This is a genomic window from Serratia sp. NA_13, assembly GCF_052691735.1.
The window spans coordinates 18,192-33,473 of the sequence record NZ_JBQZFV010000009.1; the positions used below are offsets into that span (position 1 = coordinate 18,192).

Sequence of the window (15,282 nt, forward strand, 5' to 3'; positions counted from 1 at the left end):
TGGCGTGAATTGGCGATATCTCCCTTGGGCTGCGGGGCTGCTGATTATTAGCACGCCGTTAATGGCGGTGACGACCCTGACAGTAACCGTCACCATTGTGGCACCGCCGCCCTGTGTGATTAACGGCAATAATGTGATCGAAGTGAACTTTGGTAATGACGTTATGACCACCCGGGTGGATGGCAGCTACAAAAAAATGCCGGTGGCCTATCGTGTGGAATGCACAAACGCGCCGACCAACGCGATGAAAATGCAGGTTTCCGGCAACGGTGCCGGTTTTGACAGCGGCGTGTTGCAAACCAATCGCGCCGACCTGGGGGTGGCGTTTGTCAGGAACGGCAATCGTGTACCGTTAAATAGCTGGCTGAACTTTACTTATCCGAACACGCCGACGCTGGAGGCTGTGCTGGTCAAGCAGGCGGGCGCGACGTTGAGCGGCGGGGCGTTTTCCGCCGGGGCGACCATGAAGGTGGAATACCAGTGAATAGGGGCCTGGAAATGATGCAATACGCGGTATTTACCGGCCTGCTGCTCAGCGGGCTGCTCGCGGGCAAGGCGTCGGCTGCAGAGAACATGAAGTTCTACGGCACACTGATTGAACCGCCGCCTTGCACCATTAACGACGGTGGCGAAGTGGACGTTGATTTTGGCAGCCGGGTTGGGGTGACGAAAGTGAATGGCAACAACTATCTGCAGCCTGTGAATTACCAGATCACCTGCGACTCAGGGGCAAATGTCTGGCAGATGACGCTGACGCTGACGGTGATCGGGACGCCGACCACCTATGACACAGCGGCGCTGCAAACGAATGCAACCGACTTGGGGATTCGTTTGTTGCGTGACGGCAGTGCCTTTGAGCTGAACAAACCGGTTGCCATTACTCTTAATAGCCCACCACGGCTGGAGGCGGTGCCGGTAAAACGGCCAGGCTCAACCTTAAGCGAAGGGGTGTTTGAGGCTACGGCTACTTTATTGGCGGTGTATCAATGACGAGCTTATCCTCTTTGCTGGCCGGGAAGGCTTACAGCGCCCGTTGGCTGTATGGAGTGGCGGGAGTGCTGTTGTTGCTCAGTCAATCACTCCATAGTGCGGACAATATGCGTTTGCACGGGGCGCTGGTGGCGGAACCCTGTGTGATCCCTCCGGGAGATGAAACGGTGGTACTGGATTTTGACACGGTGATCGATAAATACCTGTATCTGAACACCCGCACACTGGGGAAGGCGTTTGCGCTGCACCTGGCGGAATGTGACTTGAGCCTGGGGAAAACGGTGAAAGTCACCTTTAGCGGCACCGAAAACGCCGCGCTACCGGGAATGCTGGCATTGGACGGCGGCAGCCAGGCCAACGGTATTGCCATTGGTATGGAAACCCCCGAAGGGCAGCCTTTGCCGGTGAATAAAAGCGGACAGGCGCAGGTGCTGGTGAGCGGCAGCAATACCCTGACGATTCATACCTATGTGCAGGGCGAGCCGAAGGCGTTAGCTCAAAAGGCGATTGTGCGCGGGCCCTTTAGTGCCACCGCCACCTTTAGTCTGGAATATGAATAGGGCAATAACCCAAGGGGAGTTTGCCTGCGGTTGGTTATGCCTCCCCGTCCAATGTCGATGTATCGTAGTGTGTTATCAATGGCAATAAGCGGACGCGCACAGCACGGTGAAAAAACGGGGTGAGGGTATGTTGAGGGCGGCACCGATTGCTGAGGGAAGCACCTAGAGTCCCTAACTAGTTATTTAGTGTTTTCCCAGATGCAAGGTTGGCGAATATTAGGACCGTATTATGAATTTTCTTTCTCTTTTTAGGTTATTCCTGCTTGTTGTATCTGCTCCAGTATATGCCAATTTTACCATATCTGTGGTGGAGGTCCCTATCAGTGTTAATGGTTTTTTTTCGGCCGCCGTTGTTGGTCCCCCTGGCCACATCCGTAACCCATGTTACGGCGAATCTAGGTGCAGGCTCCACTTCTATACGATCGACGAATCTTGGCTCCCTAACGGTGCACACTACTCTGCTACTGACGTAGATGATTGGATTCACCAATCGGGAAGGCACATATCAACCTTTGAATACCTTGATACATGGTGGGCGGGTGTACAGAATAAAGGGAGGGTTGGGCGAGATTACCTCGAACCGCTACTGGGGAATAAGCCTTGTGTCGTCATCGCTGCTGGCATTGATGGTTACCTGAAAGTTGGCACTCTCGTTTCGAACTGCGCCAAGGGTATTGTACAAGCTACCTCATGTAGCTTTTTCTCCAATAGCATGCAGCTGGATTTTGGTACAATCACTGCGGATAGAGTGAATGCTACGGCCTCTACGACTGTGAACGTGTCTTGTACAATAGGGGCCTCGGTTGATCTCGTCATTGAGACCAACTCTGGGGAACGGATTCCGCTGAGCATAACGGATGATATCTATGCTGAACTCGATTGGGGCGGCGGCTATGGGCGCCCCTATAAATTCCGTGGGGGGGGATGGAACACAGTAAATCTCAAAGGACGACTGGGGGGGCGTGACCTCGGTAAACCTGGCGCTTTTCGTGGAAGTGTCATCGTGAACCTTAGCTATGATTGATGGAGCTTGGCTACCTTTGCAAAATGCTTCCAAGTGATGACCACTTGCGGTGTATGCGGCAGGTGGTCAAGGCAGTTCTACTGGCGCTGGGTTAATGTACTTGTCCATCAGTGCGGCTTCAGGATTAGCCCGCAATCTATGACGTGTATAGTCGCCCCAGGAGCGGGGCAGGCTGAGTTGGCTCGTAGCAAACCGAAAAAATGGATTAAGGGTTGCGTGTGACCGCGGAAGTGAGTAACGGCTGAGCTTATTTGCGTTGTGGAATTTTTATTCGGTATAGCGAAAAATGAATAACCCCCAACCTGGATGAAAGCAGTTTAATATTCTGGTGAGGCTTATGTATGAGAACAAATAATATTACTTTCTTATGGATTTTTGCTGCACTTGGCGGGCTCTCTTTCTATATATCCAATCCCGGGGGCGTGGGGTTGGCCATGCCTAATAATATAATCACTTATTTATTAATGACAGGACTGATATTGTCGTGCTGGCTCAGGTTGCCTTTGCGTGCAATTAGGGTAACAGAAACCAGTCGGCTTATTATGTGTGCCATGGTCGTGTTGCTGGTACCGTTGTTTTATACACGCCCTGAATGGTTACAGAGCGCAGGCTGGCGTGCATTAGGTTTGTTTACGGGCGTATTTTTTTACTTTATGTGTTTACAATTGCGGTTGCAGGCGTGCTGGCAGCGGTGGGTCGTGTATTTGATAATCATCGCGGCTGGGATACAGGCGTTGTTGGCTCTATTACAACTCTTTCTCCCTGGGTTAGCGGATGCCTGGGCACCGCTTGCAACCCGTCGGGCAGTCGGTATTTTTCAGCAACCCAACCTGTTAGCCAGCTTTCTGGCTACCGGTTTGGCGTTAACGTTAATGGTGTTTTTATTGCCAGGCTTTGCTTTAAGGCAAAAATATTGGGAGTGCTGCCGCAGTGCTGCGTTGGGGGTCATGCTAGCGGTATTCCCGGCGACGCTCGTCTGGGGACAATCACGCACCGGCTGGCTGGCTGGTATCTTGCTGATTGGGTTGTTTTTACTGTACTACGGCCGGCGAATGCCATGGCGTTGTTGTTTGTCAACTTTGCCTATCGCAGCTGGTGTACTGATGGCCATCGGGGTAATGCAGTTCGACCAGAATATGGCCTATCAACCCCATGATGGTTCTGATCAGGCACGCTCTGCTATGTTGTTCTCCACGCTGCAAATGATAGCGGAGAAACCCTGGTTAGGTTGGGGCTACGGAGGCTTTGAATATAGCTTCCAGCATTTTCGTCTGGCGCAGGGCTTATCAACCGAAGGTGTAGGTATTGCCCGTCATCCGCACAATGAACTGCTATTGTGGTGGGTTGAGGGAGGAATGGTCGGTCTGACAGGTATGTTGCTGCTAATAGTTGCAGGGATTTTCTTACTTCTCAAGGCCTGGCGATATGATAGTGTGGCTTTTCATAATGGTAAGGACTCTGCCGGACAAGGAATGGCCTTATGTTTTTCGTTGCTGCCCATATTGTTACATACACAGACGGAATACCCATTTTATCTTTCTGCCATACACTGGATGGTATTCTTGCTGTTGCTAGCGATGCTGGATCGCCTGGTTTCTCCTACTGCTCATCGCTATTCGCTGCCAACATATTGGCAACCCCTGGTGGGGAGCGCTGTGTTTATATTATCTGCTGCTGGCATGGCCATCATGGTGATGGCGTTTTATACCGGTATGCTGTTAACCCAGTCCGAAAAACAGCGGTTCAACAATATGGACAAGGTGTTGGCATTGCCTGTGGTGCTGACCTGGGTGCACAAAGATCGTTGGCAGTTTGATCGTCATTTGTATGGGGTGTTGCGTTTTAACCAGACCGGAGATGAAAAATTACTGGAAGGGTATACCCAATGGGCGCAAGATTACTTGAAATATCGTATCGATAAAAACGTCTATGCAAATCTTCTGATAATTTTGCGTTATCAGAAAAAATTGGTTGAGGCGGATGCATTGCACCAAGAGGCCGAGTTACTATTCCCTTCTGATCCGCGATTTAAATAACCTCCAGAGTGGTTTATTGATTTTTATATTAATATAGGTATAAATCAATTATCACCCAGAATACTAAGCTAAGAGTGGGGCCATCTAGAGGTGCAGTTCATTCTCTGACTGAGCAATCAGCGCTGTGGATGATTAACGGGGCTGGCATATTCGCGCCCCGTTGTACAGGCATCTGCAGGACCTTTATGTGTCACGTTGACAAACGACTTCTCTGTGCTAAAGGATATACATCAACCCCTGGTCATGTAGGGGGTATGCGCCCTCATCAAACGCCGGGCCAAGGGGTTTCATCAAATTCACATTTAAGCCGATACCCCTCCCCGGGGAGAGGATTAGCGTGTCTTCAGGACAGCCATGGCGTTTCAAAGTCGTCCGGGTTTGAAACAGCAACTGTTTGTAGTTATTTCCTTTATCTTTCCAATGGGTGCTTGGCCATATTGCCTGAATAATGGCTTGCCTCTCCGTAATACCCCTGACTAAACACATGAGGAATGTGTTTTGCAGGACACTCAGTCGTACCGAGATATTTTCTTCTTTTAAGGTCAGGGTATTATTGATTAGGACTAGTCTGCTATTTTCAAAATAGGGCTCGTTACTTACAGTTTTCATTATTTTCTTCTGTATTTTTGGTTTGCAAAAAAATCTCTTGGAGAAAAAGTTTCCCCAACGTAATGGTGTTTTTAAGGCGTATTGTTATTGACTGCGTGACGCCCTGAGGGGCTGTCATGGTTCCGCAGCTCAGTGTTCAACGTGGACACGTCTGAGCGTCATCTCCCTGGGGTGTGCTGCTTGATGGGAATAATCCTAACACTCAGTAAAATCCTAACGGTCATATATATCATTGTTTTATTGAGCATAGATTTTAATTCTGATTATTAACATTAGTTAGATTTTTGTTCTGAATAAAAGGGGGGTTGGGCGATTCAGGCCGGAAGGCCAGTGCGCTGCTTTGGAATTTTCTTTTACAATACAAGGGGGGGGCGGAGCGAACTGCAAGGGAGAACAACCTCAGGGAGGACAGGACGGCAGGCTTGTGGAGATGTAGAAAATAAATACAATTACGGAGAGTTATTACCGGGGAGTTTTATGAAGTACATTATTAATGGAGTTGCAAAGTACAACTCTTCAGATGGCACGCTTTTTTGTCCTGAAAATAGTATAGATATGCTCACGCTGAGCAGTGTGGGTAATGAGCTCTTGTTGCTATTTGTGAAAAATAACGGGCTCCCCTTACGTAGAGAGGTTATTTTAAATGAAATTTGGGAGAGCAGAGGGCTTAATGCCTCCAGTAATAATTTGAACAATCACGTTTCCATGCTGAGAAAAGCATTTTCGCAGTGTGGGTTGACGGGCCTGATAACCACCCTTCCTAAACATGGTTTTGTGTTTGAGGCCGAGAGCCTCAGCGTCATTGACGACGAGGAGAAAAAGGCAGAGGCATCACCGGTTGTTGCGGCAGACTTGAGTCCACTCTCTGAATTGGTGGTGTCTGAAGAGCAGCTCCCGGTTGTCGGGATCAAAGGTTCCACTAAAAGAAAATGGCTCATAGTTGCCCTTTCGCTTTGCGCGGCCGTGATGGCGCTCGGTGTGTCTCTGAGTCTCTGGCGGCACCCGGTGAGAACGCAGGTGTTCACCCTTGACCAGTGTCGGTTTTATCTGGCAGGGGGCGGGGCCCAAGCCATGGCAAGGCCGGAAGCCATCAACGTTTTCAAAACGCGGCTCCGCCGTAAGCCGCTGGACTGTACCCGTAAAGCAAACGTGTATTTCTTCGTGGACAGTACGATAGATTCGGTGGGCAAAGCGTTTACCAATCATTTAGTGGTTTATTGTCCGTACGACAGTAAGCTGCCTTGCGATAATGACTATGTTTTTAACTATGAAAATAAAGACGAAAAGTAGCGTATTTTTGCTGATAATGGTGGGACTTCTCCTGGGGTATTTGGGGTGGAAAAGTGTAGGACAAGAACTTGATGGCGGATTTGAATGCCAGGCTCGCATACACACCCGGATGGCGGCGAATACCTGTCAGGGGGATAGCATTACCGAATTGTTTCTGGCCATGCACGGTAATGGGAAAGGCTATGTAGTTGTTTCGGGCAGTTATACCTGCCCCAATGCTCAGCCTCAGTTGGTCGAGAGAATTGTAGAGTTTACCTATAAAAAGGAAGGCAGCTATTACGCGGTCCGTTTTGGCGCACGCAATCCTGACCTGGCGGTTATTTTTAAATTGTTCAGATATGACGAGGTGAAGTTTAAAATTATCCCCCTGGGGGGACAGGAGTATCTGTTGTCATCTCCCTGGCAGACTCCCATGGTCTGCAAGCGAGAGTGAATCCGTGGCTTGGGGGCCGTCCGTCATTTTCTGCATGCCAACGATAGGCCCGCTGCTGCACGCACTGCGCAGCACGCGGTCAGTATGGCTAACCTCCACGGATAATCGCGTCATCGAGGGTAACACCTTGAGGGCAACAGCGCGGGTGACACACAGCAAGGCTGCGGGTGAGATTTTTCACACTGACAACGAACGAATTGACGCGTCGTTCGATGATAATGATCGCGAATTACTGCCTTTCTTTAAGAAAATAGGGTTAAAAACCGCTGTTTTATTTTCGACGAGGCGAGTCTGTGCAATATCCATTTTTTCACTTCATTTTCCTTTTTAGACCTGTTTTTATTGCCCCTGCCACTCAATCATCTCGGCTGGGTGTCTTTGTGTGCTGAATGGCATGGTATGTCGAACTACCCACGCTGGATTTTGTGCTCAGGCGCCAGGTGGTATTTAATACGGCAGCAACCAAATAGGTACCTGTTAGTTTTCAAACTATTAGTTTCTTGGCGAGGTGTTCTCTGAGACTTATCAATCAAGTACTTTTCGCGTCCAGCCTGAGATACGTGCTCACATTCCCTTCTAATTTTAGATGATTATAACGCACCTTTTAAATTAACGTTCGATAATGTTAAGCATTTTATTTCAATGGTTTTTTATTCTGATTTATTTTCTTTTTTGATATTAAAGGTCGTGAAAGTTGTAAAATTAATATTGGGAAAGAGTTATGTCTTTTATTTTTTTTAATCTCATTTTTTATATTTTCAAATTGCTTCTGTTTTGCAATAATTGTCTCGTTGAGTGGGGGGAGGGTAATAATCCCCGTCGTTTTTATATTTCTTGCTGGGGCTTTAATAGTGCTTGGTTTTATTTTAGGTGCTAGTTTGTTGAGGTGGTAAATCATGAGGTTTTTATTTTTTTCTTTATTTTTTTCTTTTTCGCCTATGGTTTATGCCGTGTTTGCTACGGAAAAAATTAACAATGGTTATATTGTTGTTGGATCGAGCACTCCTGCGGATATGATGTTTTTTCCAGCGATCTCTCAAAATGCTGGTACTCTGGGCTACATTGAATACAGCGATGAAAAAAAAGATGTTTATGCCAGACAGGAGCCTTCAGCTAGCTTGGATTGTCCGAATGAGAAGGCGGCATCTGATTTTGTAAATAGGTATTCTGGCGAGACTTTGACGTCGGTGATTTTTCCTGGAGGAGGGAAAAGAGAGAATACCCTTATCATTAAATGTTATCCAAAGGGCATGTACGGATATTATATTTATAATCAATACATCCCCCCGGTACCCACAAAATCCTGCTCTGCTGAAGTCTTGAACCATGTAAACTTAATCACTCAAGTGGGTAAGTCGACGCGGGGCACTGCGGCAGTACGTGTTATTTGTAATCCCCTTAGTGTACGGGTGCGTGTAAGTGTAACAACCTTGGACATGAAGGATACAATCGTGATGAATGGCGGTGTCCGGGTGAAAATATCTGCCTGTGATGGCTGCGGTTCTACGGCTGAACGGGATATCATTGGCCCCTATACGTTTAACCCGCTCTTTGTTGTTACCGATACAGGGACACTTGGGCAAACCGTGAGTGGGTTTGCGCTTTTCAAGGTTGATATTTTGTAAGATAAAATAAAATCAAGACGATTGCATTAATAAATAAGTATAACCCACTGTTGCGTTGATTTATTTTTATGGGTTTTAAACTTATTTTAGTGCTTGAGATTTTCAGGTCGGTTGGTTTTATTTTTTCCCTGTTGTGCCCTGCAAGAGATTTTCTTGTTAGAAAGATTTATCTCAAGAGTAAGGGGAAACCACAGCGCTACCGGGCCCGCTGCTGCACACACTGCGCAGCACGCGGTCAGTATGGCTAACCTCCACGGATAATCGCATCATCGAGGGTAACACCTTGAGGGCAACAGCGCGGGTGACACACAGCAAGGCCACGGGTGAGATTTTTCACACTGACAACGAACGAATTGACGCGTCGTTCGATGATAATGATCGCGAATTACTGCCTTTCTTTAAGAAAATAGGGTTAAAAACCGCTGTTTTATTTTCAACGAGGTTAATCAGCAGGCTGACGACTTGGTCGTCATCGCTTATGCATGATTGTCCAATTTTCCTGCACACTGTTTCTCTGGGCCGGGTTATTGTTTGTCTTCAGCCCCCTGCTACTATCAGCGCCTCAACAACGTCACAGTTCCATTATCAAATGAAAAAATAAGAAGGTACGAAAAAATGACACTTCATATCCTGCAGGTGGATTTCCCGTATGCGGGCCCCTGGCAGCATGCCATGACCGAGAATTTCCGCGACCTGGCTTCAACTATTGCTCAGGAGCCCGGCCTGTACTGGAAACTCTGGACCGAGAATGCCTTAACCTGCGAAGCAGGGGGGATCTATCTTTTTGACAACCGGGATGATGCCTTGCGTTACGGCCGGATGCATGCCGAAAGGCTGTCACTGGCGGGGATTTCCGGCATTGAGATGAACGTTTTTGAGGTTAATGAACCCCTTTCAGCCATCAACTCAGCACCTCTTCATACACGTCCGTTCAGTTGCGGCTCTGACAAAGAAGAGGCATTGTATCTTATACAAACCGACTTTTCTCATCAGGGCCCCTGGGGCCGTGAGATGTCGGCAACCTATGGCCCGCTTGCCCATGATTTTTCAGCGGAAGCAGGACTGATGTGGAAAATTTGGACGGAGAATGCTGAAGAACAGGCTGCCGGGGGGCTTTTTGTCTTCAGAGACGAAGAGAATGCCGGGCGTTTCCTTCATGAGCACCGCGTTCGCCTGGCGCGCGGCGGATTCTGTAATGCCACATGTAAGATGTACGCCATCAATATCCCGTTATCTGAGATCTCGCTACCGCCCCGTTGAAAACGTTATGCCGGCAAGCGCTTTTCATGGGGCCAAGCCTACTCCAGCGTCAGCGCTTTGCTGATGCTGTTAATCTCTTTTTCAGCCAGTGAAACGGTGCGACATACCCACTCAACAAAAAGACTGACTCTCTGCGGCAGATTCTTTCTGCTTGGATAAACGATGCTGACCGGCCTTGGGGCAAGGGTCCACCCAGGAAATACCTGCACCAGCCTGCCGGCAGAGACCAGTTCGCTCACCCCTGCACCGATCCCCGGACATATTCCTTTTCCTGCCGCACAATGTAGCAGTGCGGCATCATGATCGTTCATATAAAGATGAGCTTCCGAGCGAAGCGTGAGGGTTTCATTTTCCCGCTTCAGCGACCACACCAAATTGCGTTCATCGGCGCTGAGCCAGGTAATGAGATCGCGGTCAGACAATAATTTCGGACTTTCACTCAGCGTTGCCGCATATTCAGGTGAAGCATAAAGCGCCAGTTCTACGTTGCATAGGTGGCGAGATATCATGCCCGAATCTTTCAGTTCGCCGCCGCGAATGGCGCAGTCCACGTTGTCTTCGTAGAGTCTGGCGAAACTGTCGTTACTGATAATGCTCAGCGTGACGTCAGGATGAAGCGCCATGAACTCATGCAGGCGTGGTGCAATAACCCAACGTGCTATGGGGGACAGTATGTCAACGCGAATATGTCCCCGGGCCCCATAAACCTCCCCACGCACTTCGTGTTCAGCATTATCAAGGGCGCCAATAATATCCCTGCAGCGCGACAGATAGTTTTCCCCTGCGGGTGTCAGCTTGAGTGAGCGGGTATTTCTTTCAAGGAGCCTGACACCTAACTCTTTTTCCAGCTCAGAAATTCGCTGCGATACCCGCGTTTTGGGTGCATTCATCAGCCTAGCCGCCTGGCTGAAGCTGCCAGCCTCGGCCACGTTTATGAAGGTCTGCATCGCGGTGAGTTTGTCCATCGTTCAGGTTTTCTGCACACAGTTGTTGGGATACAGCGCATTGTACCTGACCGGGCGGTTGATAAGATACCCGCATACTAATTAACAGGAGACAACAATGAAATGCGAAAATGAAAAAGGTATTTGTTTGGCCGAGAGTGTGCCTGATATCAACGCCCATTTATTTTCGGATGTCGGGAATAAAGAGGATATTTCATTTTATTATTTCGGCGATCCAATGTGTTCGTGGTGCTGGGGTGGGTCTGATACGTTTTCTGCGCTGGAAAACCTGTGTGAAAAAAACGACATCGGCTTCAACGTGATAACAGGAGGATTGCGGGCCGGAGGGGGGGATCTGTGGGGGCCGGAATTTACGGAATTTCTCAGAAATGAATGGGCTTATATCGCGTTAAAAACAGGAAAGCCTTTCAGCTACACACTACTTGATAGGCATTCCTTCAATTATGACACAGAGCCGGCCTGCCGGGCCGTCATCACCGCCGGGATTTTTATTGGAGAAAGTAAGAAGCTATCTTTTTTTCGCAGCATTCAGGAAAAGTTTTATGTTTCTGGTGAGGATCCCAAGGAAAAAGAGTTCTACAGAAGTTTGTGTGAGTTACATTCCATTCCGGTTGAGGATTTTATTTCCTGGTTTGAAAGTAATGAAATCAAGTCTGCTACACAGGCACAGTTTAGGTTCTGCAGAATATCAGGCGTGCAATCATTTCCGACAGTCTGTTTCAGGAGAAATGGCAGATTAAGCACGTTCATCAATGGATATCTGCCGCCTGAAAATCTTGAAGGCCTGTTTAATAAAGTCGTCTATGGTCAGGACGGGGCAGGAAAAAGTGCCTGAATTGCCCGAGGTTGAATGCGTTAGCAAAAGTATGGCCAGCCTGCAATTTTTCTGTCAAACGGTTGGCATGGGCGGAAAAACCACATTTATCTGCACATTATTTCAGACATAGAGAGAAAACCATGAAAGTTGAAGATGTAAAATATACAGCAAAAGCCACTGCAACGGGGGGCCGCGATGGTCGCGCCTGGTCTGAAAGTAAAGTGCTGGACGTCAGCCTTTCCATCCCCAAACAGCTTGGTGGGGCAGGCGTACCGGGAACCAATCCCGAAGAGCTTTTTGCCGCGGGTTATTCAGCCTGCTTTCTTGGCGCGATGACGTATGTGGCAGCGCGGCAGAAAATAGCCTTACCGGCAGGTACTAATGTCGAGGGTCTTGTCGGTATAGGGCCGACACCCACCGGTTTTGGCATTGAAGCAGAACTGAGGGTGACATTACCCGGCATGTCTTCCGCACAGGCGGAAAAGCTGATCGAAGAAGCCCATGTCGTCTGCCCTTATTCCAATGCCGTCCGCGATAACATTAAGGTGCTCACTCACCTTGTGGCCTGACAGATGAGGTCACCCGTCTGATTATTTTTTACCGAAGACGGGTTGTACCATTGATGACGGGATAGCCTGGTCTCCTTCTCTGAGCCGTCGGGGAAGGCATCTGAACCGGTTCCCGCGAGTCGAGGGTGGGCCTGACGCGACTCACCCTGTTATTGGGGGCCGCTGATAGGCGCACAAAGGCTGCCGGGGACAGGCAACCACTGTGAGTAACCGTCGCCTTCCTCGCGACCCCAGTATAAACCGACTGTGCTGCAGGCCCCGGGCGCGGAAAGTCGCTCTGCCGGCTCGGGGTAGGTAAAGGCCATATCGGTCGTGTGCGTGTAAATCCACTGCGTGTAGGCCTTTTCCCAAGCCATCCCCCTCGCGACAGGGATAAACCCGTATCTTGGGTAGAATTTATCGCCGACGACGGTGCCGACTGCCAGCGCGCAGCCCAGCACGGCCGTGCAGCTCACCTGAATAGCTGCAGCGTCCTGCTGTCGCCAAAGCGCATGCCCGTTAACGTTATACCAATTTTTGCCCCCCCATGTGCCGGCCAACTCGCCGGTGTTATGGGCGGTGACTGATAATTCGGCCTGCGCGCTGCAGAAGGGCAGGGCTGCTAACAGTAATAATGCGAGTCTGTGCAATATCCATTTTTTCACTTCATTTTCCTTTTTAGACCTGTTTTATTGCCCCTGCCACTCAATCATCTCGGGTTAGGGTGCCTTTACTGAAAAAATAACGTCAGAGTAGACACCCAGTCTTTATCGGCTGGGTGTCCATGCGTGCTCACATCCGGTTCGTGGCAACGTCAATTTCGCATAATCAAACGGAGAAATCATGCCTTCTCTGTTGATCCCCAGAAAATCAGCCCACCATTGCTGTAGTTGATCAGCAATTCCGGACACCTCAATAGCCTGTTTGGACTGGCCCCACCCCGGTAGACGATCCTGCCCTATGGTTTGAGTAAAGGGCAGTCGTGAAATTTCCTTTCTTCTGACGAAAACAAATAAGCCTCGTTTAAGTGAATAATAAGAAATGATGATAACCCGAAGATGTCGTCAATTTTTCACATGCTCAGTCACGTCCTGCTTCTCATTTTTTGATAAAAGTACAAAATCAGATATTTCACGTGATTGGTGGTGTTTTGTACAAATATACTCCCTAAGCTCAATTGATCGTTTGCTGAACACCCTTATTCCACATGGATTGAAGTGGTTTTTAAGGAAAATTCTTATAAATCAGAAAGATGATCTGTTGGTGTTAAAGGTTGACTTTGTAAAATTTTGTTACATTTTTTCATTTCCGATCAGGCAGAGAACGTTCCTACACTCCGGCTACTGGGTCTTATCTGAAATTTCTTATTTCAGAGAAATACTCAAAAATACAGTGTCGGCATGCTGGTGGATGGAATACACCCGCTTTTTAGTTCCGGGATTTTGATTTACGTTGGATGACGTAAGCAGGGATGTTGTTCTGGCAGGGTAAGCCTTTCTTATTAATTTCTCACTGGCATTGACCGTTTCTATTACTCCATAGAACAGGGACAGCCATGTCTAACTCTTCCTTTCAGTCCGAAATCCCTAAAGCGCGCATTAATCTGAAACTCGATTTGCATACGGGGGGCGCGAGCAAGAAAACTGAGCTCCCTCTGAAATTACTGGTGGCGGGCGACTTCAGTAATGATCAGGAGTCTGCACCATTGTCTGAGCGCAAAAAAGTTAACTTGAACAAAAATAATTTTGATTCAGTTCTTTCCAAATATTCCCCAAAAGTCAATCTGACCGTTAAAAACACGCTTGCCGATGATGGTAGTGAAGACAATATCAGTCTGACCTTCCTGAGCATGAAGGATTTCACTCCTGAGCAGGTTTCCCGGCATTAAGTGCAGAACTCTGAGCCGAACTTTCAGCCTTGGCCCCAAGACAGCCATAACGGTCACGATGATTTAACGGATTAATAAGGAAGATGCTGATGTCTGTAAAAAATGAGAATGCGGCTGGTGGTGAGAGTGTGGTGCTGGAACGTCCTGCTGCGGGTGGCGTTTACGCGTCCCTGTTTGAAAAAATCAACCTGAACCCGGTCTCTGAGCTGAGTGCGCTGGACATCTGGCAGGACGCGCAGACGATGTCGGATGCGATCGCGGATGAACGTTTAACGGCGGGGATGCAGGTGTTCCTGGAGTGCCCGCCGTTTTTTCTGAGTGCCTGCACGGTGGGCATTGAGTAAAGAAAACCACAATCTGCCTGCCAGCCTGACCGCATGCGCTCTGGTCCCCTTCATGGGAAACAGCGATGGGCGGTAGCGTGTCCAGGAACCGACCTTAACCGGGTGGAAAACCCGGGCACTTACGATGAGCATACGGCAAGCATGCAGGACTTTATCGCTGAGCAGGGCGGTGTTTCGTTATCAGCCCTATACACGACGTGATGAAGCAGTGATCCGAGGCGGTTGAATGTTACCCTCGCTGCGGATTTAAGACGCTTCTTCAGGTGCTTCTCAGACAGGACCACGTTTGGAACCACAAGCGTGTACACCGAATTTACTGCCTGCTAAAGTTTGTCGAGATATAAATAATTAATGCCCAAGGCCTTTTATGGGGCCTTGGAGCAGAACGAAGGGAAGAGTCAACTTTCGACGCTGATTGGGGTTTCTACAGGGATAAAGCTGTTGATAATACGCACGTAATGCTTGCGTTGCGCTTCGGTAAAATCATTGTTTACCGCCAACGTAAACACCAACAGTTTGCGAGAGTCTGGGTTTATCTGTGGGTGCCAAGGCAGCGTAATGATGGACGAGACCTGCCGAACCCAGCCGCCGTCCTCCAGGAATTTATTGGCAGTCTGTAGGACGGGTAGTTTAGCCGGGCCAATTTCATGTTTCAGGTTTTTTCCTTCCACTTCAAATCCTGGGACGGAACGTTTCATTTTTTCCCATTGCTTTTCACAAAAATCATCTACGGTTTGACCTTCTTCCAATATGGCACGATTAATCAGAATATTGTAGGGGGTATTCTCGTCATCCATATAGCGTAGGATATTGATTGTCCTATCCTCTTGCGGATCCAGTGTTACGAAAGTGCCTTCATTAAGTGGGTAAGTCACAGGTTTTTTGCTCATAAG

The 15,282-nt window shown here is 48.6% G+C and carries 16 protein-coding genes and 3 pseudogenes; 14 read left to right on the plus strand and 5 right to left on the minus strand.

Features of this window, described 5'->3' with window-relative positions:
* Positions 1–61 precede the first annotated feature (61 nt).
* The 5 genes from ACUTSU_RS13755 (at position 62) to ACUTSU_RS13775 (ending at position 4,610) form a co-directional block, all read left to right on the plus strand.
* Entirely contained in the window at positions 62–484 is a 423-nt protein-coding gene (locus tag ACUTSU_RS13755; protein WP_445651871.1) for a fimbrial protein, read from the plus strand.
* A gap of 14 nt (positions 485–498) precedes the next feature.
* Positions 499–990 (plus strand): fimbrial protein, encoded by a 492-nt coding sequence (locus ACUTSU_RS13760; RefSeq protein WP_445651708.1) that lies wholly within the window; start codon positions 499–501, stop codon positions 988–990.
* On the plus strand, positions 987–1,550 hold the full coding sequence (locus ACUTSU_RS13765; RefSeq protein ID WP_445651709.1) for a fimbrial protein: 564 nt from the start codon (positions 987–989) through the stop codon (positions 1,548–1,550). The genes ACUTSU_RS13760 and ACUTSU_RS13765 overlap by 4 nt, the downstream gene beginning before the upstream one ends.
* 229 nt (positions 1,551–1,779) lie before the next feature.
* Positions 1,780–2,574: an MrpH family fimbial adhesin gene (locus ACUTSU_RS13770; protein ID WP_445651710.1), complete on the plus strand. Its 795-nt coding sequence runs from the start codon at positions 1,780–1,782 to the stop codon at positions 2,572–2,574.
* Positions 2,575–2,915: 341 nt separating this feature from the next.
* A complete protein-coding gene (locus ACUTSU_RS13775; RefSeq protein ID WP_445651711.1) occupies positions 2,916–4,610 on the plus strand; it encodes a Wzy polymerase domain-containing protein in 1,695 nt (564 codons plus the stop codon).
* 216 nt (positions 4,611–4,826) lie between these two features.
* On the opposite strand, the gene ACUTSU_RS13780 is transcribed toward ACUTSU_RS13775, so the two are convergent.
* The gene (locus ACUTSU_RS13780; RefSeq protein ID WP_445651712.1) at positions 4,827–5,219 is read right to left on the minus strand and encodes a hypothetical protein; all 393 of its coding nucleotides are present in this window, start codon (positions 5,217–5,219) and stop codon (positions 4,827–4,829) included.
* A 477-nt stretch (positions 5,220–5,696) separates the two neighbouring features.
* On the opposite strand from ACUTSU_RS13780, the gene ACUTSU_RS13785 reads away from it, so the two are divergent.
* Positions 5,697–6,509: a winged helix-turn-helix domain-containing protein gene (locus tag ACUTSU_RS13785; RefSeq protein ID WP_445651713.1), complete on the plus strand. Its 813-nt coding sequence runs from the start codon at positions 5,697–5,699 to the stop codon at positions 6,507–6,509.
* Positions 6,487–6,942, plus strand: a complete 456-nt coding sequence (locus ACUTSU_RS13790) for a hypothetical protein (protein WP_445651714.1) — start codon at positions 6,487–6,489, stop codon at positions 6,940–6,942. Before ACUTSU_RS13785 ends, ACUTSU_RS13790 begins: the two co-directional genes overlap by 23 nt.
* Before the next feature lie 634 nt (positions 6,943–7,576).
* Here ACUTSU_RS13790 and ACUTSU_RS13795 read toward each other — a convergent pair.
* Positions 7,577–7,840 (minus strand): hypothetical protein, encoded by a 264-nt coding sequence (locus tag ACUTSU_RS13795; RefSeq protein WP_445651715.1) that lies wholly within the window; start codon positions 7,838–7,840, stop codon positions 7,577–7,579.
* Here ACUTSU_RS13795 and ACUTSU_RS13800 point away from each other — a divergent pair.
* Together ACUTSU_RS13800 and ACUTSU_RS13805 are read left to right on the plus strand one after the other, a co-directional pair.
* Positions 7,839–8,567 (plus strand): hypothetical protein, encoded by a 729-nt coding sequence (locus ACUTSU_RS13800; RefSeq protein WP_445651716.1) that lies wholly within the window; start codon positions 7,839–7,841, stop codon positions 8,565–8,567. The genes ACUTSU_RS13795 and ACUTSU_RS13800 overlap by 2 nt on opposite strands.
* A gap of 615 nt (positions 8,568–9,182) precedes the next feature.
* Positions 9,183–9,827, plus strand: coding sequence for a monooxygenase (locus ACUTSU_RS13805; RefSeq protein WP_445651717.1), 645 nt, complete (start codon positions 9,183–9,185; stop codon positions 9,825–9,827).
* 38 nt (positions 9,828–9,865) lie between these two features.
* Here the strand turns inward: ACUTSU_RS13805 and ACUTSU_RS13810 are convergent, their stop codons facing one another.
* Complete coding sequence (locus tag ACUTSU_RS13810) at positions 9,866–10,792, minus strand: LysR family transcriptional regulator (protein ID WP_445651718.1); 927 nt, start codon at positions 10,790–10,792, stop codon at positions 9,866–9,868.
* A gap of 97 nt (positions 10,793–10,889) precedes the next feature.
* Between ACUTSU_RS13810 and ACUTSU_RS13815 the strand changes: the two genes are divergently transcribed.
* A complete protein-coding gene (locus ACUTSU_RS13815; protein ID WP_445651719.1) occupies positions 10,890–11,627 on the plus strand; it encodes a DsbA family protein in 738 nt (245 codons plus the stop codon).
* A 122-nt stretch (positions 11,628–11,749) separates the two neighbouring features.
* Positions 11,750–12,178, plus strand: a complete 429-nt coding sequence (locus ACUTSU_RS13820; RefSeq protein ID WP_445651720.1) for an organic hydroperoxide resistance protein — start codon at positions 11,750–11,752, stop codon at positions 12,176–12,178.
* A 149-nt stretch (positions 12,179–12,327) separates the two neighbouring features.
* Here ACUTSU_RS13820 and ACUTSU_RS13825 read toward each other — a convergent pair whose 3' ends face one another.
* On the minus strand, positions 12,328–12,822 hold the full coding sequence (locus ACUTSU_RS13825) for a hypothetical protein (protein ID WP_445651721.1): 495 nt from the start codon (positions 12,820–12,822) through the stop codon (positions 12,328–12,330).
* Positions 12,823–13,712: 890 nt separating this feature from the next.
* On the opposite strand from ACUTSU_RS13825, the pseudogene tssB reads away from it, so the two are divergent.
* From tssB to ACUTSU_RS13840, 3 pseudogenes are all read left to right on the plus strand, one after another.
* Positions 13,713–14,039: pseudogene (gene tssB / locus ACUTSU_RS13830) on the plus strand (type VI secretion system contractile sheath small subunit); the annotation flags it as partial.
* Between the two features lie 89 nt (positions 14,040–14,128).
* Positions 14,129–14,347, plus strand: a pseudogene (locus tag ACUTSU_RS13835) (type VI secretion system contractile sheath large subunit); the annotation flags it as partial.
* Between the two features lie 157 nt (positions 14,348–14,504).
* Positions 14,505–14,718 (plus strand): annotated as a pseudogene (locus ACUTSU_RS13840) (IS3 family transposase); the annotation flags it as partial.
* A gap of 69 nt (positions 14,719–14,787) precedes the next feature.
* On the opposite strand, the gene ACUTSU_RS13845 reads toward ACUTSU_RS13840, so the two are convergent.
* Complete coding sequence (locus ACUTSU_RS13845; protein WP_445651722.1) at positions 14,788–15,279, minus strand: DcrB-related protein; 492 nt, start codon at positions 15,277–15,279, stop codon at positions 14,788–14,790.
* Positions 15,280–15,282: the final 3 nt, after the last annotated feature.